20 protein-coding genes are annotated in these 19,078 nt (G+C 69.0%); 14 read left to right on the top strand and 6 right to left on the bottom strand.

Annotated features, from left to right (window positions below):
- The first annotated feature begins 180 nt into the window (after positions 1–180).
- The 5 genes from K0O62_RS24955 to K0O62_RS24935 all read left to right on the top strand — a co-directional run bounded on the left by K0O62_RS24955 (position 181) and on the right by K0O62_RS24935 (position 5,191).
- On the top strand, positions 181–1,584 hold the full coding sequence (locus tag K0O62_RS24955; RefSeq protein WP_073856634.1) for an MFS transporter: 1,404 nt from the start codon (positions 181–183) through the stop codon (positions 1,582–1,584).
- Complete coding sequence (locus tag K0O62_RS24950) at positions 1,581–2,267, top strand: aspartate/glutamate racemase family protein (RefSeq protein ID WP_079244771.1); 687 nt, start codon at positions 1,581–1,583, stop codon at positions 2,265–2,267. Before K0O62_RS24955 ends, K0O62_RS24950 begins: the two co-directional genes overlap by 4 nt.
- A gap of 10 nt (positions 2,268–2,277) precedes the next feature.
- Positions 2,278–2,766: a glutathione peroxidase gene (locus K0O62_RS24945; protein WP_073856633.1), complete on the top strand. Its 489-nt coding sequence runs from the start codon at positions 2,278–2,280 to the stop codon at positions 2,764–2,766.
- 61 nt (positions 2,767–2,827) lie between these two features.
- Positions 2,828–3,532, top strand: a complete 705-nt coding sequence (locus tag K0O62_RS24940; RefSeq protein WP_073856912.1) for a DUF2334 domain-containing protein — start codon at positions 2,828–2,830, stop codon at positions 3,530–3,532.
- 15 nt (positions 3,533–3,547) lie between these two features.
- Complete coding sequence (locus K0O62_RS24935) at positions 3,548–5,191, top strand: FAD-binding dehydrogenase (RefSeq protein WP_073856632.1); 1,644 nt, start codon at positions 3,548–3,550, stop codon at positions 5,189–5,191.
- On the opposite strand, the gene K0O62_RS24930 is transcribed toward K0O62_RS24935, so the two are convergent.
- Positions 5,104–5,685, bottom strand: a complete 582-nt coding sequence (locus tag K0O62_RS24930; RefSeq protein WP_073856631.1) for a phosphatase PAP2 family protein — start codon at positions 5,683–5,685, stop codon at positions 5,104–5,106. The genes K0O62_RS24935 and K0O62_RS24930 overlap by 88 nt on opposite strands.
- A 47-nt stretch (positions 5,686–5,732) precedes the next feature.
- Entirely contained in the window at positions 5,733–6,383 is a 651-nt protein-coding gene (locus K0O62_RS24925; protein WP_073856630.1) for an MBL fold metallo-hydrolase, read from the bottom strand.
- Between the two features lie 73 nt (positions 6,384–6,456).
- Between K0O62_RS24925 and purS the strand changes: the two genes are divergently transcribed.
- The 3 genes from purS to K0O62_RS24910 all read left to right on the top strand — a co-directional run bounded on the left by purS (position 6,457) and on the right by K0O62_RS24910 (position 8,542).
- Positions 6,457–6,696 carry a phosphoribosylformylglycinamidine synthase subunit PurS gene (gene purS, locus K0O62_RS24920; RefSeq protein WP_073856911.1) on the top strand — a complete coding sequence of 80 codons (240 nt, stop codon included), beginning with the start codon at positions 6,457–6,459 and terminating at the stop codon, positions 6,694–6,696.
- On the top strand, positions 6,693–7,367 hold the full coding sequence (gene purQ, locus K0O62_RS24915; protein WP_073856629.1) for a phosphoribosylformylglycinamidine synthase subunit PurQ: 675 nt from the start codon (positions 6,693–6,695) through the stop codon (positions 7,365–7,367). The genes purS and purQ overlap by 4 nt, the downstream gene beginning before the upstream one ends.
- 290 nt (positions 7,368–7,657) lie before the next feature.
- On the top strand, positions 7,658–8,542 hold the full coding sequence (locus K0O62_RS24910; RefSeq protein ID WP_073856628.1) for a glycosyltransferase family 2 protein: 885 nt from the start codon (positions 7,658–7,660) through the stop codon (positions 8,540–8,542).
- A 21-nt stretch (positions 8,543–8,563) separates the two neighbouring features.
- Here K0O62_RS24910 and K0O62_RS24905 read toward each other — a convergent pair whose 3' ends face one another.
- Positions 8,564–9,361: a family 1 encapsulin nanocompartment shell protein gene (locus K0O62_RS24905; protein WP_073856627.1), complete on the bottom strand. Its 798-nt coding sequence runs from the start codon at positions 9,359–9,361 to the stop codon at positions 8,564–8,566.
- Entirely contained in the window at positions 9,358–10,368 is a 1,011-nt protein-coding gene (locus K0O62_RS24900; protein ID WP_073856626.1) for a Dyp-type peroxidase, read from the bottom strand. Before K0O62_RS24900 ends, K0O62_RS24905 begins: the two co-directional genes overlap by 4 nt.
- Before the next feature lie 52 nt (positions 10,369–10,420).
- Between K0O62_RS24900 and K0O62_RS24895 the strand changes: the two genes are divergently transcribed.
- Positions 10,421–11,674, top strand: coding sequence for a M18 family aminopeptidase (locus K0O62_RS24895; protein ID WP_073856625.1), 1,254 nt, complete (start codon positions 10,421–10,423; stop codon positions 11,672–11,674).
- Here the strand turns inward: K0O62_RS24895 and K0O62_RS24890 are convergent.
- Entirely contained in the window at positions 11,671–12,051 is a 381-nt protein-coding gene (locus tag K0O62_RS24890; protein WP_073856624.1) for a nuclear transport factor 2 family protein, read from the bottom strand. The genes K0O62_RS24895 and K0O62_RS24890 overlap by 4 nt on opposite strands.
- 76 nt (positions 12,052–12,127) lie before the next feature.
- On the opposite strand from K0O62_RS24890, the gene K0O62_RS24885 reads away from it, so the two are divergent.
- The 3 genes from K0O62_RS24885 (at position 12,128) to K0O62_RS24875 (ending at position 16,553) form a co-directional block, all read left to right on the top strand.
- On the top strand, positions 12,128–12,469 hold the full coding sequence (locus tag K0O62_RS24885) for a VOC family protein (protein WP_073856623.1): 342 nt from the start codon (positions 12,128–12,130) through the stop codon (positions 12,467–12,469).
- Between the two features lie 68 nt (positions 12,470–12,537).
- Entirely contained in the window at positions 12,538–14,832 is a 2,295-nt protein-coding gene (gene purL / locus K0O62_RS24880; protein ID WP_073856622.1) for a phosphoribosylformylglycinamidine synthase subunit PurL, read from the top strand.
- On the top strand, positions 14,829–16,553 hold the full coding sequence (locus K0O62_RS24875) for an alpha/beta hydrolase (protein WP_073856621.1): 1,725 nt from the start codon (positions 14,829–14,831) through the stop codon (positions 16,551–16,553). Before purL ends, K0O62_RS24875 begins: the two co-directional genes overlap by 4 nt.
- 105 nt (positions 16,554–16,658) lie before the next feature.
- Here K0O62_RS24875 and K0O62_RS24870 read toward each other — a convergent pair whose 3' ends face one another.
- Positions 16,659–16,901 (bottom strand): hypothetical protein, encoded by a 243-nt coding sequence (locus K0O62_RS24870; RefSeq protein WP_220045478.1) that lies wholly within the window; start codon positions 16,899–16,901, stop codon positions 16,659–16,661.
- A 73-nt stretch (positions 16,902–16,974) separates the two neighbouring features.
- Here K0O62_RS24870 and K0O62_RS24865 point away from each other — a divergent pair, with 73 nt between their 5' ends.
- Entirely contained in the window at positions 16,975–17,364 is a 390-nt protein-coding gene (locus K0O62_RS24865; protein WP_073856619.1) for a sterol carrier family protein, read from the top strand.
- A gap of 161 nt (positions 17,365–17,525) precedes the next feature.
- A complete protein-coding gene (purF, locus tag K0O62_RS24860) occupies positions 17,526–19,076 on the top strand; it encodes an amidophosphoribosyltransferase (RefSeq protein WP_073856618.1) in 1,551 nt (516 codons plus the stop codon).
- The last annotated feature ends 2 nt before the right edge of the window (positions 19,077–19,078 follow it).

Raw genomic sequence — 19,078 nt, 5'->3', positions numbered from 1 at the left:
GGAACAGGCGCCTCCGCGTTTGGGTGTCGGCGCGCAGATCCGCCCGGGGCAATCCCCAGGTCGAGAATATATTTATCCAGGTAGACGACGTAACCGAAGGTTTACTTCGTCGTCACCATCGTCGTCGGGCCTCGTCCTAACTTGTGGGCACTGGTATACCAACACGTCTGAGGGGACGACATGACCGCTGACCCACACGCCCCGGCGACCGACCGCGGGAGCAAGGTGCCGTTCGCCGAGCAGATCGAGAACGCCTATCAACGCATCGGGCTGACCTCCGCCCATCTCGGCATCGTCGCCATGGTGCTCTTCGGCGTGTTCTTCGACGCCATCGAACAGAACACCGTCGGCATCGCCGGTCCCATGCTCAAGGAGCAGTGGGGGCTGGGCGGCACCGAGATCGGACTGCTCAACACCGCGACCTTCACCGCCGTCGCGCTCGGCCGCGTCCTGGCCGGCGTCATCATGGACCGGGTCGGACGGCGCCCGCTGCTCGGACTGAACCTGTTGATCTTCGCCGTCGGCTCGCTGATCTGCGCGCTGGCGCCCAGCTACGAGATCCTGGTCGCGGCCCGCTTCCTGGTCGGCCTCGGACTGGGCGGCGAGATCGCCATCGCCGTCATCATGCTCTCGGAGTTCTTCTCCGCCAAGCACCGTGGCACCGCGGTCGGCCTGATCAACGTCGCGGCGGCCGGATTGGGCAACATGCTCGCACCGCTGTTCGGGGTGATCGTCTTCGCGATCTTCTCCGGCCCGGACGGATGGCGCTGGCTGTTCGGTGTTCTGGTGCTGCCGGCCGTCGCGGTCGTCGTCTACCGCCGCGCGCTGCCCGAGACGCCGCGCTACCTGGTCGCCAAGGGGCGCATCGAGGAGGCCAACACGGTGCTGAACCGGCTCGCCAGGGGCAAGCTGCGCGGTGAGATCGCCTCGCCCGAACGGTATCTGGAGGCATCTGGTGCCGAGGAGGCGGCCGCGCCGGCCGCCCGCTGGACCGAGGCGTTCAGCGGCCGCTACCGGCGGGCGACCGCGTCGCTCGGCGTCGCGGTGTGCATGTCCTACGCCGCGCAGATCTCGATGCTGACCCTCATCCCCGTCATCCTCACCGAACGGGGGCTGTCGCTGACCAGCGCGCTCTGGTACACGCTGGTGATGCAGAGCGGGTCGTTGGTGGGCGCGCTCACCGCGGCCGGCCTGGCCCGACGGTTGCCGCGCAAGCTGACCCTGACCTGCGCCGCGGTGCTCGGTGTCGGCGCCGCACTGGGTTTCGGCTTCCTGGCCGTGAACATCGGCCTGGTGCTGCTGTTCGGCTTCCTGTTCAACTTCGCGGTGATCATCCTCAACACCACCATCTGGCTGTTCGCCCCGGAGCAGTACCCGACCCGCATCCGCGGCCTGGCCACCTCGGTGATCCTGGCGATCGGGTCACTGTCGGGCGGGCTGTTCCCGCTGATCGCCGGGGCGGTGCTGGACTCGTTCGGGGTCGCTGCCATGTTCGCCCTGCTCACCACCCTGTTCGCGGTGTGCGCGTTGGCGGTTCGGTTCCCGGCCGAGACGTTCGGGCTGCCGATGCCCGAGGACCGGTGAGCGCGCCGGTGCGCCGGATCCTGCTGGTGAACCCGAACACCAATGCCGCGACCACGGCCATGATGGTCGAGGCCGCCCGCGGTGCGGTGGCCGAGGTCGGGCAGGACGCCACGGTCCACGGCGTCACCGCGGCGACCGGGCCGGCCATGATCATCGACCCGGCGGCGCTCGCGGATGCGGTCGCACCGACCGTGGCGGCCGGTCGTGCGGGGGTCGACGCCTACGCGGCCGAGGCCGTCATCGTGGCGGCCTTCGGGGATCCGGGCATCGCCGAACTGCGTGCGGCGGTGCAGGTTCCGGTGCTGGGCATCGGGGAGACGGCGCTGCGGGCGGCAGCGGGGCGGCGGGTGCCGTTCGCGATCGTCACATCCACCCCGCGGTTGCACGCACCGCTGTCCGGTCTGGTGGCAGCGCACTGCCCGGACGGCAACTTCGTCGGGATCTTCTACGCCGACGGCGACCCCGTCGAGTTGGCGGCCGATCCCGATCGCAATGTGGCGGCGCTGGACGCCGCCATCGATGCGGCGCTGGCCGCTGGGGCGCAGTGCGTGGTGATCGGGGGCGGCCCGCTGACCGGCGCCGCCCGCCAACTCGCGTCCCGCACCGACGTTGCGGTGATCGAACCGGTGCCGTGCGCGGTTCGGTCCGCGTTGTCCGTCCTGGACCACGCGATGCAGTGTTAGCGTCGTCACCGTGAGCCTCAAAGACCTCCCGCTGACCACCCTCGACGGCAACACCACCACCCTCGGCGAATTGTCCGGTGGGGCAACGCTGGTGGTGAACGTCGCTTCCAAATGCGGCCTGACCCCGCAGTACACCGCGCTGGAGAAGATCGCCAAGGACTACGCCGACCGCGGCCTGACCGTTGTCGGGGTGCCGTGCAACCAGTTCATGGGCCAGGAACCGGGCACCGCCGAAGAGATTCAGACGTTCTGCTCGACCACCTACGGTGTCACCTTCCCGCTGCTGGCCAAGACCGATGTCAACGGCGAGGACCGGCATCCGCTGTACGCCGAGCTGACCGCGGCGGCCGACGCCGACGGCCAGGCCGGCGACATCCAGTGGAACTTCGAGAAATTCCTGCTCGCTCCCGACGGCAGCGTGGTGAACCGGTTCCGTCCGCGCACCGAACCGGACGCCCCCGAGGTGATTGCGGCCATCGAGTCCGTCGTCGCCAAATAGTCGACTCGCGTCCGGGTGTCCGCAACCGGCGCGACACCTGGCATCGGCACACTCTGTGGATGTGACCGCAGAGCTGATCGTCTCGATCTCCGGAATCTGGGATCGCACGCTGGCCGACATCGACGCGTTCTGTGCGGCGCTCGACGCCCGCGGGGTACCGGCGTCGCTGCTCGTCGCCCCGCGTCACAAGGGCGGCTACCGGCTGGACCGCGACCCGGGCACCGCGCTGTGGCTGGCCGAACGCCGGGCCGCAGGCGACGCGGTGCTGCTGCACGGTTACGACGAGGCGGCCACCAAGAAGCGGCGCGGCGAGTTCGCCACCCTGCCCGCGCACGAGGCGAACCTGCGGTTGATGGGGGCCGACCGGGTGATGGAGCATCTGGGCCTGCGCACCCGGCTGTTTGCCGCGCCCGGCTGGACGGTGTCCGACGGCACGGTGACGGCGTTGCCGCGCAACGGCTTCCGGCTGCTCGCCGGGCTGTCCGGGGTCACCGATCTGGTCCGCCGCACCACCACACCGGCGCGGGTACTGGGCATCGGCGCCGGATTCCTCGCCGAAACGTGGTGGTGCCGCACGCTGGTGCTGTCGGCCGAGCGCACCGCGCGCCGCGGCGGAACGGTCCGGCTGGCGGTCTCCGCGAGCCGACTGCGCGATATCGGTCCCCGGCAGGCGGCTTTCGACGCCATCGACCTGGCGCTGATGCACGGTTGCGTCCCGCAGGTCTACCGCTGGGAGGCCGATCCCGCCCGCTCCGTCGCCGCCTGAGACTAACGTGTCGGCATGGCAGACGCCGACGTCATCGTCGTAGGAGCAGGGCTGGCCGGACTGGTCGCCGCAGCGGAACTGATCGAGCGGGGCCGGCGCGTCCTGATCGTCGACCAGGAGAACGCCGCCAACCTGGGTGGCCAGGCGTATTGGTCCTTCGGTGGGCTGTTCCTGGTCGACAGCCCGGAGCAGCGCCGCCTCGGTATCCGGGACAGTCACGAACTGGCCCTGCAGGACTGGTTGGGCAGCGCCGGCTTCGACCGTGAGTGCGACCACTGGCCGCGCCAGTGGGCGCACGCCTACGTCGACTTCGCGGCCGGGGAGAAGCGCAGCTGGCTGCGCGAGCGCGGGCTGCAGACCTTCGCGATGGTCGGCTGGGCCGAACGCGGCGGCTACGGCGCGCTGGGGCACGGCAACTCGGTACCGCGGTTCCACATCACCTGGGGCACCGGACCGGCCCTGGTCGACGTCTTCGCCCGCCGGCTGCTGGGCCAGCCCCGGGCGAAGTTCGCCCACCGCCACCGCGTCGACGAGCTCATCGTCGAAGGCGGCGCGGTGACCGGGGTGCGCGGCGCGGTGCTCGAACCCAGCGATGCCGCCCGCGGGGTGGCGTCCTCGCGGAACACTGTGGGGGAGTTCGAGTTCCGGGCCCAGTCCGTCATCGTCGCCAGCGGCGGGATCGGCGGCAACCACGACCTGGTGCGCAAGAACTGGCCGGCTCGGATGGGTCGGGTGCCGCAGCAGTTGCTCTCCGGGGTGCCCGCGCACGTCGACGGCCGGATGATGCAGATCAGCCAGTCCGCCGGCGCGAACATCATCAACAGCGACCGGATGTGGCACTACACCGAGGGCATCACCAACTACGACCCGGTGTGGCCGATGCACGGCATCCGGATCCTGCCGGGCCCGTCCTCACTGTGGCTGGATGCCACCGGAAAGCGGCTACCGGTGCCGCTGTATCCCGGGTTCGACACCCTCGGGACGCTGGAATACATCGCGACCACCGGCCAGGACTACACCTGGTTCGTGCTCAACGCCCGCATCATCGCCAAGGAATTCGGGCTGTCCGGGCAGGAACAGAATCCGGATCTCACCGGCCGCAGCGTCAAACAGGTGCTGGGGCGCGGCCGTGGTGGCGGTCCGGCGCCGGTACGCGCCTTCGTCGACAAGGGCGTCGACTTCGTCACCGGCAACTCGTTGCGCGAGTTGGTGACCGCCATGAACGGGGTCCAGGACGTGGTTCCGCTGGACTACGCGACCGTCGAGGCGGAGGTGACCGCCCGCGACCGCGAGGTGGTCAACAGATTCACCAAGGACAGCCAGATCACCGCGATCCGGGCCGCCCGCGAATATCTGCCCGACCGCATCGCCCGGGTGGTGGCGCCGCACCGTCTCACCGATCCGAAGGCCGGCCCGCTGATCGCGGTGAAGCTGCACATCCTGACCCGAAAGTCGTTGGGCGGCCTGGAGACGGACCTGGACTCCCGGGTACTCAAACCCGACGGGACGGTGTTCGACGGGTTGTATGCCGCCGGGGAGGCCGCCGGTTTCGGTGGCGGCGGCGTGCACGGCTACCGGTCGCTGGAGGGCACGTTCCTCGGCGGGTGTGTGTTCTCGGGCCGGGCAGCCGGCCGGGCGGCCGCCCGCGAGACCGCCTGAGGCCCCGCGGCCAGGATCGCCAGGCAGATCGTGGAGCTGGCCAGCAGCACCGAACCGACGTTGTCGGTCAGGTAGTGCAGGTTGTTGGTCGCCATGCTCAACCCGCCGATCACGGCCCACACCGAGGTGAGCAGCACCAGCCACAGCGAGGCCCCCGCCGCCAGGACCAGCATGGCCAGCACGGTGAGGACGACGGTGGTGTGGCCGCTCGGGTAGGCCAGATCGTCATCCTTGAAGCGGCCGAAGAGCTGTTTGAGAGCGCGGGAGGTCATCACCGAAACGAGTGGGCACAGCGCGACCACCACCGCCAGCCGTGGACGGCGCCGCACCAGCGCGATCACCACCGCGACCGCGAGGGTCAGCACCATCGGCACGACCCAGCTGAAGTAGAGCATCCAGTCCGGGTGGGGGCCGAATACGCGGTGCATCACGCGCAGTGCCCAGTCGTCGAACGCGGTGGACCCGGTGCCGACCGTGAGTCCCAGGACCACCACCGCCGTGAGGCCGATCGGCGGCCACCACAGCAGCAGTCTGCGCGGGATCAGAATGCCGTCCCGTTCTCGGGTTCGAGCACCTGGAAGTCGGTTGTCGTCATCTCCGAGAGCCGGCCGTAGTAGATGCCGCGGGCGTTCGGCTCGATGATTCCCTGATGGATCGGCACCGCCCGGTTCGGCGCGACCGCACGCAGGTAGTCGACGGCCTCGGAGATCTTCATCCAGGGCGCCGCCGCGGGGGTGGCCAACACATCGACCGGCTCGCCGGGAACGAACAATGCGTCGCCGGGATGCATCAGGCGGGCGGGGTGGTCGGCATCGCCGATCAGGTAGGAGGTGTTGTCGATCACCGGGAGTTCCGGGTGGATCACCGCGTGGGTGCCGCCGACCCCACGCACCGACAGGTGCCCGACGGTGAACGCGTCCCCGGCGTGCACGGCGGTCCACGGGGCACCCAGTGCAGCGGCGGTCTGCGGATCGGCATACAGCTTGGCCTGGGGATTGGCGTCGAGCAGGGCGGGCAGCCGCGAGGTGTCGGCGTGGTCGGGATGCTGGTGGGTGATCAGGATCGCGTCCAGGCCGGTGATGCCTTCGAAACCGTGCGAGAAGGTGCCCGGGTCGAACAGGACCGTGGTCTCGGCGCCTTTATCGGGGAAGCTCGCGAGGAGGCAGGAGTGCCCGAAGTGCGTGAGTTGCATGGCTACATTGTGGCCCCAGACGGCGCCGGTAGAGTTAGCGCCGATCAAGACCGTCCGAAATGAAGGAGTGCCCGTGGCCCGCGTCGTAGTGCACGTGATGCCCAAGGCCGAGATCCTCGACCCCCAGGGTCAGGCAATCGTCGGCGCGCTGGGCCGGCTCGGCCACGGCGGTGTCGCGGATGTTCGTCAGGGCAAGCGGTTCGAACTCGAAGTCGATGACTCGGTGTCGGACGAGGCGCTCAACGAGATCGCCGAGTCGCTGCTGGCCAACACCGTGATCGAGGAGTTCACGGTCAGCCGGGAGGACGCGTGACAGGGCGCGTAGGGGTCATCACCTTCCCCGGCACGCTCGACGACGTCGACGCCGCCCGGGCGGTGCGGCTGGCCGGCGGCGAGGCCGTCAGCCTGTGGCACGCCGACGCCGACCTCAAGAACGTGGACGCCGTGGTGGTTCCCGGCGGCTTCTCCTACGGCGACTACCTGCGCGCCGGTGCCATTGCCAGCTTCGCGCCGGTGATGCGTTCGGTCGTCGATGCCGCCAAGGGCGGGCTGCCGGTGTTGGGCATCTGCAACGGCTTTCAGGTGCTGTGCGAGGCCGGGCTGCTGCCCGGTGCGCTGACCCGCAACGAGGGACTGCACTTCATCTGCCGCGATGTCTGGCTGGAGGTGGCGTCGAACAAGACCGCCTGGACCACCCGCTACGAGGAAGGCGCCGACCTGTTGGTGCCGCTGAAGTCGGGCGAGGGCCGTTACGTGGCCGCCGAATCGGTGCTCGACGAGCTCGAGGGCGAGGGCCGCGTGGTGTTCCGCTACCGGGAGAACCTCAACGGCTCGATGCGCGGCATCGCGGGCGTGAGCTCGGCCGACGGCCGGGTCGTCGGGCTGATGCCGCACCCCGAGCACGCCACCGAGCCGCTGACCGGCCCCTCCGATGACGGGCTGGGACTGTTCTACTCCGCACTGGACGCGGTGCTGACCGCCTGAGCCGATCAGGACCGTACCGGCCGGCACCGCGGCAGACGGTCTACCCCGTTCGACGACGAATCGGCCGTCCGCAGGGTCGGTGGGCACCTCGGACAAGTGGGATCGATACGAGATGCCAAGAACCGGTCCGGGAAAGCTCGATGAGCGCCTCGACGGGTGGATGGAAGACTCCGCATTCTCCAGCGAGATCTCCGCATTGAGCGGGGGGTTTCTTTTCACGCATATCGCTCGCGATCACAGTTTGCTACATCTGTGTGGCGACGTCGAGTTGGTGCACATATACTGCCTCAATGGTGGACATTTCCGTGGTTATCCCATGCCGGAATGCCGCACCGACACTCGGTCGGCAACTCGACGCCCTACTCGCGCAGGAGTCTCCCGCCGAGTTTGAAATTGTCGTCGCCGACAATGGCTCCACCGATGGCACTGTGGCGCTTGCGCATAGCTACGCAGACCCGCGCATCCGCGTGGTTGACGCTGGTCGTCGCCCTGGTGTGAACGTCGGGCGCAATGTGGGGGTCGAGGCGTCGAGGGGGCGCTTCATCCTTCTGACGGACGGTGACGACATCGTCCATGACGGTTGGCTCGAGGCTCACTATCGAGCATTTGCCGGCGGCGCCGACGCGGTGGGCGGGGGGTTGGACCGCATTCTTGAAGATGGAACTATTCTCGTGAAGTCGCGCCAATTGTTTCCGTCTTTGTATCGTCGGAATCTATTTGCTAACGGAACTAACTGCGGGTTCACTCGGGAAGCTTTTGACCGCATCGGCGGCTTCGATGAGGAGTTCATGGGCGGGGCCGATGAGGTCGATTTCTATTGGCGTCTCGCCGACGCGGGCTACCGGTTGACCTTCGTGGAGGGGGCCGTCGTGTCGAAGGTCCAGCACGCCGAACCGCACAACGCCTTCACCCAGCACCTCAACTACGGCAAGGGGGAGGCCAGGCTGATCGGCAAATTCCGGCCGAGCTACCTACGGGTCGTCGTAGCCTGCGTCAGCCTGCAGTCGTTCATCTGGGGCCTCGCATGGGCCGCCGGCATCGCGCGCCGCAGGACTCTTCGTATCTTCGCCTTCAACCTGGGGCTCCTGTCGGAGTCGGCGAGGCTTATCGCCATGCGGCCACCCCGGCAACGACTCGCGAGACTCGTGCAGCGGATCTTCCTACCCCGGGATTAGGTCATGCAGATGCAGCAAGCGTCAGCGGGTCAGCGCGACCGACGCCTCGGCGGTGTAGGCCAGGAACGTGAACGTCTCCTGCAGATAGAGCTGGATGCTCTGCGCGTCGTGGGACAGGTACCCGATCGATACGTCGGTGCCCAGCTGAAGATCGAAATCGCCTCCACGGGTGGACAATACGAACGCACCGTCGATGGCCGGCGCCCAGATGATCTCCCCGTCGACCAGCCGGTTGAGGTGTTCGCGCAGCGGGTAGCCGTGCGCGGTGGTCTCACTGACCAGGGTGTAGGCGTCGGCCGACAGCAGCACCGAGTACGGCCCGTCCACGCCCGCGAGCCGCAGTTCCGACAGCGCCTGGGCGATCACATCCGGGTAGTCGCGCGGATCCTCCGGCAGCGCCAGCGCCGGATTGGAACTCGACTTGCGGATGCCCTCGATGGACGCCGACGGGTAACCCTCGAAGATCGCCCGGTCCTCGGCGAAGGCCAGCTTCTTGGCCGCGTCCTTCACCGGATCCCAGTCCGAATCCTGCGAACCGCGTTCCACATCGTCGACATCGCGGCGCCCCACCGTGAACGGCACCCGCAGCTGCACCAGCGGGCGGGCCTCCCGCAGATGCGCCACCACCCCCTCACCGGGCGGTGTCACATCGACCAGATGACCGGTGCTGACCGCCGCGGTCACCGGGCCGCTGGGATCGCTGACGTCGACCACCCGCCGGCCGGCGATGTGCCGCTTGAAGGTCCGGCTGGCCTCCTGCTCGATCTCGGCCCAGGCCGCATCGGTGATCGGGGCGAGTTCGCGGTAGAGGTTGTTCATTGCGGAATTCCTTTCAAACTGCCGATCGCCAGGGACTGGTCGGGCACCCGAACCTTCCCACCGGCGGCCGGTGCGGGCAGCGGCGCCGGGTCGTCGAGGAAGTCGACGGTGGGGACGAAGAACATGCCGCCGGTGACGGCGATGGAGAAATCCAGGATGCGGTCGGTGTTTCCGGGCGGGCTGCCGATGAACATGTTGGCCAGCATCTGCTCGGTCACCCCGGGCGTGCGCGAATAGCCGATGAAGTAGGTGCCGTATTCGCCGTTGCCGACGCTGCCGTAGGGCATGTTGCGGCGCACGATCTTCAGCTCGTTGCCGTCGGCATCGGTGATGACGTTCAGCGCGATGTGCGAATTCGCGGGCTTCACATCGTCATCCATCTCGATGTCGTCGAACTTGGTGCGCCCGATCACGTTCTGCTGCTCGTCGACGGACAACGAACGCCACGACGACATGTCGTGCACGTACCGCTGGATGTGCACGTAGCAGCCGCCGGCGAAGTCCGGGTCCTCGGCGCCGATGACGGTGGCGTTCAACGCCGCCTGCCCGTTCGGGTTCTCGGTGCCGTCGACGAAACCGAGCAGATCCCGGTTGTCGAAATAGTTGAACCCGTGCACCTCGTCGACCACGGTGACCGCCCCGTCCATGGCCTCCATCAACCGCCCGGCCAACTCGAAGCAGACGTCCATGGTCTCGGCGCGGATGTGGAACAGCAGATCTCCGGGGGTGGCCGGCGCGTGATGCACCGGCCCGTCCAGCGGGATGAACGGATGCAACTCGGCCGGGCGGGGCCCGTCGAACAACCGGTCCCAGGCGTCCGAGCCGATCGCGGTCACCACCGACAGCTTCTTGGACGGGTCGCGAAACCCGATGGCGCTGACCAATCCTGCGATGTCGGGTAACGCGTCGTGCACGGCCTGCTCGCCACCGCCGTCGATGGTCGCCACCAGGAAAATTGCGGCAGCGGTCAACGGGTCGACCACCTGCTGGGGCACCGGACCGGTCACAGATGCAGACCCTAGCGGCACGGGCAACGGATTCGCAGGTCAAGATGGAAAGATGGCCGCTAGCCCCCAGAGTCTGTGTGAGTTCATCGACGCCTCCCCGTCGCCGTTCCATGTGTGCGCCACCGCGGCGCAGCGGCTCACCGCGGCGGGCTACACCGAACTGTCGGAAGCGGACGCCTGGCCGTCCTCGGGCAGGTTCTTCACCGTCCGCGCCGGCTCCCTGGTCGCCTGGGACGGCACCGCGGGGGATGTGCCCTTCCGGATCGTGGGCGCGCACACCGACAGCCCCAACCTGCGGGTCAAACAGCATCCGGACCGCGTCGTCGCGGGTTGGCAGGTGGTGGCCCTGCAGCCCTACGGCGGGGCCTGGCTGAACTCCTGGCTGGACCGCGATCTGGGGATCAGCGGCCGGCTCTCGGTGGCCGCCGGCGGCTCCATCAGCCATCAACTCGTCCGCATCGACGACCCGATCCTGCGGGTCCCGCAGTTGGCCATCCACCTGTCCGACGACCGCAAGGGCGTCAGCCCGGACCCGCAGCGCCACGTCAACGCGGTCTGGGGCGTGGGGGAGCAGCGGTCCTTCCTCGGTTACGTCGCCGAACGGGCCGGGGTGCCCGAGCGCGATGTGCTCGGCTTCGACCTGATGACCCACGACCTCACCCCGTCCGCGGTCACCGGTGTCGACGGCGACTTCGTCAGCGCGCCGCGGCTGGACAACCAGGCCACCTGCTATGCCGGGCTGGAGGCGCTGCTGGCCGCACGCCCGACCGGCCAGGTCCCGGTGCTGGCGCTGTTCGACCACGAGGAGGTCGGTTCGCAGTCCGATCACGGCGCCCAGTCCGACCTGCTGCTGACCGTGCTGGAACGCATCACGCTGGCGGCCGGCGGCAACCGGGAGGATTTCCTGCGCCGGCTGTCGACCTCGATGGTGGCCTCCGGCGACATGGCCCACGCCACCCACCCGAACTACCCGGAGCGGCACGAGCCCGGCCATCAGATCCAGGTCAACGGCGGCCCGGTGCTCAAGGTGCAACCCAATCTGCGCTACGCCACCGACGGGCGGACCGCGGCGGCGTTCGCGCTGGCCTGCCGCCAGGCCGGGGTGCCGCTGCAGCGCTACGAGCACCGCGCCGATCTGCCCTGCGGGTCCACCATCGGCCCGATGACCGCCGCGGGCACCGGCATCCCGACCGTGGACGTGGGTGCGGCGCAGCTGGCCATGCACTCCGCGCGAGAGGTGATGGGTGCGCACGATGTCGCCGCCTACTCGGCGGCGCTGCAGGCGTTCCTCACACCCGGTGGCTAGAGCTCGCTGAGGTCGTACCGGATCACGTTCTCCACCACGATGCCGTCCCGGGTACGCACCCGGTCCATCCCCCGGATGGTGACCGCGCCGTCGGCGGCGGTGCCGGTGTAGTGCAGGAAGATCAGCTCCTCGCCGTCGGTGTCGCCGGCGACGGTGGCGCTGTCCACCAACTGCAGCCGCAGATCGGGCAGGGCCTCGACGACCCCGGCGATCTTGGCGAGGTAGTCCGCGCGGCCGCGGGCCGGTTTCGGGTCCCCGGGCCAGTGCCCGACGATGCCCTCGGCGAGCAGCCCGCCGATGTGGGACGGGTCGGGGGCGGCCCAGAACGCGGCCCACGCCTCGGCGGTGAACTTGGGTGCGGTGTGTGTGTTGGTCATGACCCCACCCTGCGACGGGGCGGTCGTGGCATCAATTACCCCTGAGGTGGTTGCCCGGCTGTCCTAATCTCGGACCATGACTCTTCGAATCGAGATGATCACGTTCGACTGCGTGGACCCCGACGCGCTCGGCGCATGGTGGACCGAGGCGATCGGCGGCGACCTGAACGCCGTGGCACCAGGGGAATTCGTGATGCTGAGCAGCGAAGGCCGTCCCACGCTGGGTTTCCAACGGGTACCCGACCCGACGCCCGGCAAGAACAAGGTGCACGTGGACCTGCACGCCGAGGACAAGGAGGCCGAGGTCGCCCGGCTGGTCGGCCTGGGCGCGACGGAGACCGCACGCAACAGCTTCGGCCCCGAGTTCGAATGGGTGGTGCTCGCCGACCCGGAAGGCAACGCGTTCTGCGTCTCCTGAACGGGGGTGACCCAGCGCACCCTGCCAGCTGGTCGGATCCGTTTTGCGGGCCCGCTTAGACTGTCTGCGTGACGTCGGAGCTCACTCATCAGACAGATACCGTCGAGCGGGCAGCCGCCACCCCTGATCATCCCCAGCCATATCGCGAACTGGGGCTGAAGGACGACGAGTACCAGCGCATCCGCGAGATCCTGGGCCGCCGCCCCACCGACGCCGAACTGGCGATGTACTCGGTGATGTGGAGCGAGCACTGCTCGTACAAGTCCTCCAAGGTGCACCTGCGCTACTTCGGTGAGACCACCACCGACGAGATGCGGGCCGGGATGCTCGCCGGGATCGGCGAGAACGCCGGCGTGGTGGACATCGGTGACGGCTGGGCGGTCACCTTCAAGGTGGAGTCGCACAACCACCCGTCTTACGTGGAGCCCTACCAGGGTGCGGCCACCGGCGTGGGCGGCATCGTCCGCGACATCATGGCGATGGGCGCCCGCCCGGTCGCGGTGATGGACCAGCTGCGCTTCGGCGCCGCCGACGCCCCCGACACCCGCCGGGTGCTCGACGGCGTGGTCCGCGGCATCGGCGGCTACGGCAACTCGCTCGGCCTGCCCAACATCGGCGGCGAGACCGTGTTCGACGCCTCCTACGCGGGCAACCCACTGGTGAATGCGCTCTGCGTCGGTGTGCTGCGCAAGGAGGACCTGCACCTGGCCTTCGCGTCCGGCACCGGCAACAAGATCATCCTGTTCGGAGCGCGCACCGGTCTGGACGGCATCGGCGGTGTCTCGGTGCTGGCCAGCGACACGTTCTCGGGCGACGAATCCGGCTCCGGCCGCAAGAAGCTGCCCTCGGTGCAGGTCGGTGACCCCTTCATGGAGAAGGTGCTCATCGAATGCTGCCTGGAGCTCTACGCAGCCGACCTGGTGGTCGGCATCCAGGACCTCGGTGGTGCCGGATTGTCCTGCGCCACCTCCGAACTCGCGTCCGCCGGCGACGGCGGGATGCGCGTCGAGCTGGACGCGGTGCCGCAGCGCGCCGCGGACATGACCCCCGCGGAGATCCTGTCCTCGGAATCGCAGGAGCGCATGTGCGCGGTGGTCACCCCGGAGAACGTGGAGAAGTTCCTCGCGGTGTGCCGCAAGTGGGACGTGCTGGCCAGCGTGATCGGTGAGGTCACCGACGGCGACCGGCTGCAGATCACCTGGCACGGGGAGACCGTGGTGGATGTCCCGCCGCGCACCGTCGCCCACGAGGGCCCGGTCTACCAGCGTCCGCTGGCCCGCCCGGACAGCCAGGACGCGCTGATCGCCGACACCTCGGCCAAGCTCGCCCGCCCGGTGACCGGCGACGAGCTCAAGGCCACCGCACTCGCGCTGCTGGGCAGCCCGCACCTGTGCAGCCGGGCGTTCATCACCGAGCAGTACGACCGGTACGTGCGGGGCAACACCGTGCTCGCCGAGCACGCCGACGGCGGTGTGCTGCGGATCGACGAGGAGACCGGCCGCGGTGTCGCGGTGTCCACCGACGCGTCGGGCCGTTACACCCAACTCGACCCCTACACCGGCGCCCAGCTCGCGCTGGCCGAGGCCTACCGCAACGTGGCGGTCACCGGGGCCACCCCGGTGGCGGTGACCAACTGCCTGAACTTCGGCTCCCCGGAGGACCCGGGTGTGATGTGGCAGTTCTCCCAGGCGGTCCGCGGACTGGCCGACGGCTGCGCGGAACTGGGCATCCCGGTCACCGGCGGCAACGTCAGCTTCTACAACCAGACCGGCAGCACGCCGATTCTGCCCACCCCGGTGGTCGGTGTGCTCGGCGTGATCGACGATGTGACCCGCCGGATCCCGACCGGACTGGGCAACGAGCCCGGCGAGACACTGCTGCTGCTCGGCGACACCCACGACGAGTTCGACGGGTCGATCTGGGCGCAGGTCACCGGTGACCACCTCGGTGGTGTGCCACCGAAGGTCGACCTGGCCCGGGAGAAGCTGCTGGCCGAGGTGTTGACCGCGGCGTCGCGTGACGGATTGGTCTCGGCCGCACACGATCTCAGCGAGGGCGGGCTGATCCAGGCCGTCATCGAGGCATCGCTGGCCGGTGAGACCGGCGCCCGGGTGGTGCTGCCCGAAGGTGTCGACCCGTTCGTGTTCCTGTTCTCCGAGTCGGCCGGCCGCGTGCTGGTGGCGGTGCCGCGCACCGAGGAGAGCCGGTTCCGGTCCATGTGCGAGGCCCGCGGCCTGCCGGTGACCCGGGTGGGCGTGTCCGACGAGGGCAGCAGCTCGCTGGAAGTGCAGGACCAGTTCACCGTCACGCTCGCCGAGCTACGGGCCACCTCCGAGGGCGTGTTGCCCGGGTTGTTCGGGTGATCGATCGGACCAGGCTCGGGCATCCACTACTGCGGTGGGCCTGGAGTCTGGTCCGGCTCGACTTCGTCGGAATCCCTTTCGGCGCACTGTTCTTCTGTCTGTCGCTGACCCCGTCCCTGCTGCCGAGGGACTGGCTGTTCGCCGGCCTGATCGGTGGTATCAACGGAGCCATCGGCTACGGGATCGGCGTCCTGATCCGTAAGTTCCTGCAGCGGTTCGTGTTACGCGGCCGATCCTGGTGGCCGCCGAGCGCCACGGTGCTGCGCATCGCCAAGGCGGTCGTGGTGGCCGGCGCGCTCACGGTCCCGGTCCTGATGATGATCCCGGCCGCCCGCTGGCAGCGCCAGGTCTCGGAGCTGATGGGCATCGAAGGCCCCGACACGCTGAGCCACATGCGCACCCTGGTGATCGCGGTTCTGGTCGGCGCGGCCTGCATCTCGGTGTGGCGGGTGCTGGTGGACCTGGTCAAACTGATCGCCCGGATGCTGATCCGGCGGTGGCGGCTGCAGAACGAGGTGGCGTTCTTCATCGGCACCGCGGTCACCGCGGTGCTGATCGTGATGCTCGTCAACGGGGTGCTCTACCGCGGCTTCCTGCTCGGCGCCAGCCAGGTGTTCCAACCGCAGAACTCGACCAGTGCGGCCGGGGTGGCTCAACCGGTGAAGCCCGAGAAGTCAGGTAGTCCAACATCATTCGCGCCCTGGGATTCGCTCGGCTACCAAGGCCGAAACTTCGTGGCGGGCGGGCCGGACGCCGACGAACTGACCCGGCTGAACGGCCGGCCGGCGCGCGAACCCATCCGGGTGTACGCCGGCCTGCAGACCGCCGACACCGACGCGGCGCGGATGGCGGTCTTGCTCAGCGAGTTGGAGCGCACCGAGGCGTTCGATCGCGAACTGCTCGTCATCATCCCGACGACCGGCACGGGCTGGGTGAATCCGGTGGCCGCCCGGGCGGTGGAGTCCATGTACAACGGGGACACCGCGTTGGTCGGCATGCAGTACTCGTATCTGCCGAGCTGGATTTCGTTCCTCGGTGACCGGGAGAAGTCCGTCGACGCGGCCCGGATGATGATCGACGGTATCCATCAGCGGTGGTCGGCCCTGCCGGCGGGTGACCGCCCCAAACTCGCGCTCTACGGCGAGAGTCTGGGTTCCTTCGCCGGACAGGGTGCGTTCGGTTGGTTGCCCGATATCGCCGAGTCGGGTTTCTCGGGGGTGCTCTGGGTGGGTCCGCCGCACGAGAGTTCGTTGTGGAGCGGGCTGGTGGTGCGTCGTGATCCGGGCACCCGGGAGGTCGAACCCCGCTACGACAACGGGCGCACGGTGCGCTTCTCGCAGTCCGCCGGCCCGGCCGACGTGCAGCGGATCGCGGCCCCGCACTGGGCGGGCACCCGGGTGCTGTTCCTTCAGCACGCCTCGGACCCGATCGTCTGGTGGTCGCCGAATCTGCTGTTCTCCCGGCCGGATTGGCTCAGGGAGCCGCCCGGCGCCGGTCGGACCGAATCCATGCGCTGGTATCCGATCGTGACGTTCTGGCAGGTCAGCGCCGACATCACGAATGCGTCCGGAATGCCCGAGGGGCACGGGCACAACTACGGCGACACCGTGCTGGACGGGTGGGTGGCCGTCGCCCCGCCCGATGGCTGGACACCGGAGGACACCGAGCGGATCCGGGCGGACCTGGAGGCCAAGGCCGGCGTCGACGGGCCGCCCGTCTGAGCCACCCCGTCGCGGTGCCCGGCGCCGAATCGCCTTGTCACGGGTTGATGGTGGGATCTTCTGCCGGCAACCCGGCCGCCCGGTGACAAGCGTTGTGCGACAGGATTATACGGCGCCCGCAACGCGACGTATTTGTTGCCGAACACGGTGCTGGCGTTGATGTCGACCCGCAGCGTCAGCCGGGATGAGGCCCAGATACCTCGGGTCGACCCGCAGCGTCAGCCGGGCCCCGGAGGATTCGGCCACGATGGTGAGTGTCACCTTGGTGCCAGGATCGCCACCAGCCCGGCCCGCGAATTCGCCACGGAACCGCTGGTAGAGCAGGACCGCGCCGAGGGTGAGCAGCACCGGGGCCACCGCACCCGCGTCTTGTACGGCGGTGCCGGCCGGTCGGGGACAGTCGCTTTGCGACACTAAACCGATGATGGCTCGCCGCACTGCCGATCCGGCAGAGACACGCGCCGCGGTGCTCGCGGTGGCCGACTGGCTGCTGGACGGGTCACGGCCCGAGCCGGCGCGTGATGAGCTGGCCGCCGCCGTCCGGTTGACCGCGCGGACCCTGGCGGCGATGGCGCCGGGCGCGAGTGTGGAGGTGCGGGTGCCGCCGTTCGTCGCGGTGCAGTGCATCGCCGGCCCCAAACACACCCGGGGCACGCCGCCCAATGTCGTGGAGACCGATCCGCGCACCTGGCTGCTGCTGGTCACCGGGCTGATCGGGATCGATGCGCCGGGCCTGCAGCTGTCCGGGTCCCGCGCGCCCGAGATCGCGCAGTGGCTTCCGTTGCTGACACTGGATGACCGCCGGGCCTAGGACGGCTCATGGCAGCCGGTGTCAAATGCCGCTCGCGGCATGCGCAATCGGCATCGCGCGGAGTGTGAGATAGGACGAAATCCGGCTTGCGTATTGAATTACCGGGGTCGGAGCACCGTAGACTGGGGTGCGTCACCCCCAGCCCCCAGGGAGCAGCCATCGTGACCTTCTCGCCCGTCGAACATGAAGAGACGGACCCGAAAGAGGAATGTGGCGTCTTCGGCGTCTGGGCACCCGGCGAGGATGTGGCCAAGCTCACCTACTACGGCCTTTATGCGCTGCAACACCGTGGCCAGGAAGCCGCGGGCATCGCGGTCGCCGACGGCTCCCAGATCCTCGTCTTCAAGGATCTCGGCCTGGTGAGCCAGGTCTTCGACGAGCAGACGCTGGCCGCCATGCACGGACATGTCGCCGTCGGGCACTGCCGTTACTCGACCACCGGCTCGACCACCTGGGAGAACGCCCAGCCGGTCTTCCGCAACACCGCCGCCGGCACCGGGGTGGCGTTGGGGCACAACGGCAATCTGGTGAACACCGCCGAACTGGCGACCCGGGCGCGTGACGAGGGACTGATCGAGACCCGCGGCGTCCCGACCGCCACCACCGACTCCGACATCCTGGGCGCGCTGCTGGCCCACGGCGCCGCCGACTCGACGCTCGAGCAGGCCGCACTGGAACTGCTGCCCACCGTCCGGGGCGCGTTCTGCCTGACGTTCATGGACGAGAACACCCTCTACGCCGCCCGCGACCCGCACGGTGTGCGCCCGCTGTCGCTGGGCCGGCTGGACCGCGGCTGGGTGGTCGCCTCCGAGACCGCCGCCCTCGACATCGTCGGCGCCTCCTTCGTCCGCGACATCGAGCCCGGCGAGCTGCTGGCCATCGACGCCGACGGGGTGCGCTCGACCCGGTTCGCGAACCCGACGCCCAAGGGCTGCGTCTTCGAATACGTCTACCTGGCCCGCCCGGACAGCGTCATCGGCGGCCGCTCGGTGCACGCCACCCGCGTCGACATCGGCCGGCGACTGGCCGCCGAGAACCCGGTCGACGCCGATCTGGTGATCGGCGTGCCGGAATCCGGCACCCCGGCCGCGGTCGGGTACGCGCAGGGTTCGGGTATCCCGTTCGGCCAGGGCCTGGTGAAGAACGCTTACGTCGGGCGCACGTTCATCCAGCCCTCGCAGACCATCCGCCAGCTCGGCATCCGGCTGAAGCTGAACCCGCTCAAAGAGGTCATCCGCGGGAAGCGGCTGATCGTCGTGGACGACTCGATCGTGCGCGGCAACACCCAGCGGGCGCTGATCCGGATGTTGCGTGAGGCGGGGGCGCTCGAGGTCCACGTGCGGATCGCCTCCCCGCCGGTGCGGTGGCCATGCTTCTACGGCATCGACTTCGCCACCCCGGCCGAGCTGATCGCCAATTCGGCCAGCAACTCCGCCGACGAGGACGAAATGCTCGACGGTGTGCGCCGCGCGATCGGCGCCGACACCCTGGGCTACATCAGTCAGCAGGGCATGATCGCGGCCACCGAACAGCCGGCCACCCGGCTGTGCTCGGCATGCTTCGACGGCGACTACCCGATCGAACTGCCCGGTGAGACGGCGCTGGGCAAGAACGTGATCGAGCACATGCTGGCCAACGCGGCACGCACCGGCATCCCGCTGGAGTCCGCGAAGACTGCCGGCAATGCCGCCGACGCGCTGCGCGCGCCCTGAGA

This window comes from Mycolicibacterium diernhoferi, from assembly GCF_019456655.1.
Classification (GTDB): Bacteria; Actinomycetota; Actinomycetes; order Mycobacteriales; family Mycobacteriaceae; genus Mycobacterium; species Mycobacterium diernhoferi.
This window is presented reverse-complemented; position numbering and strand designations above follow the sequence as displayed.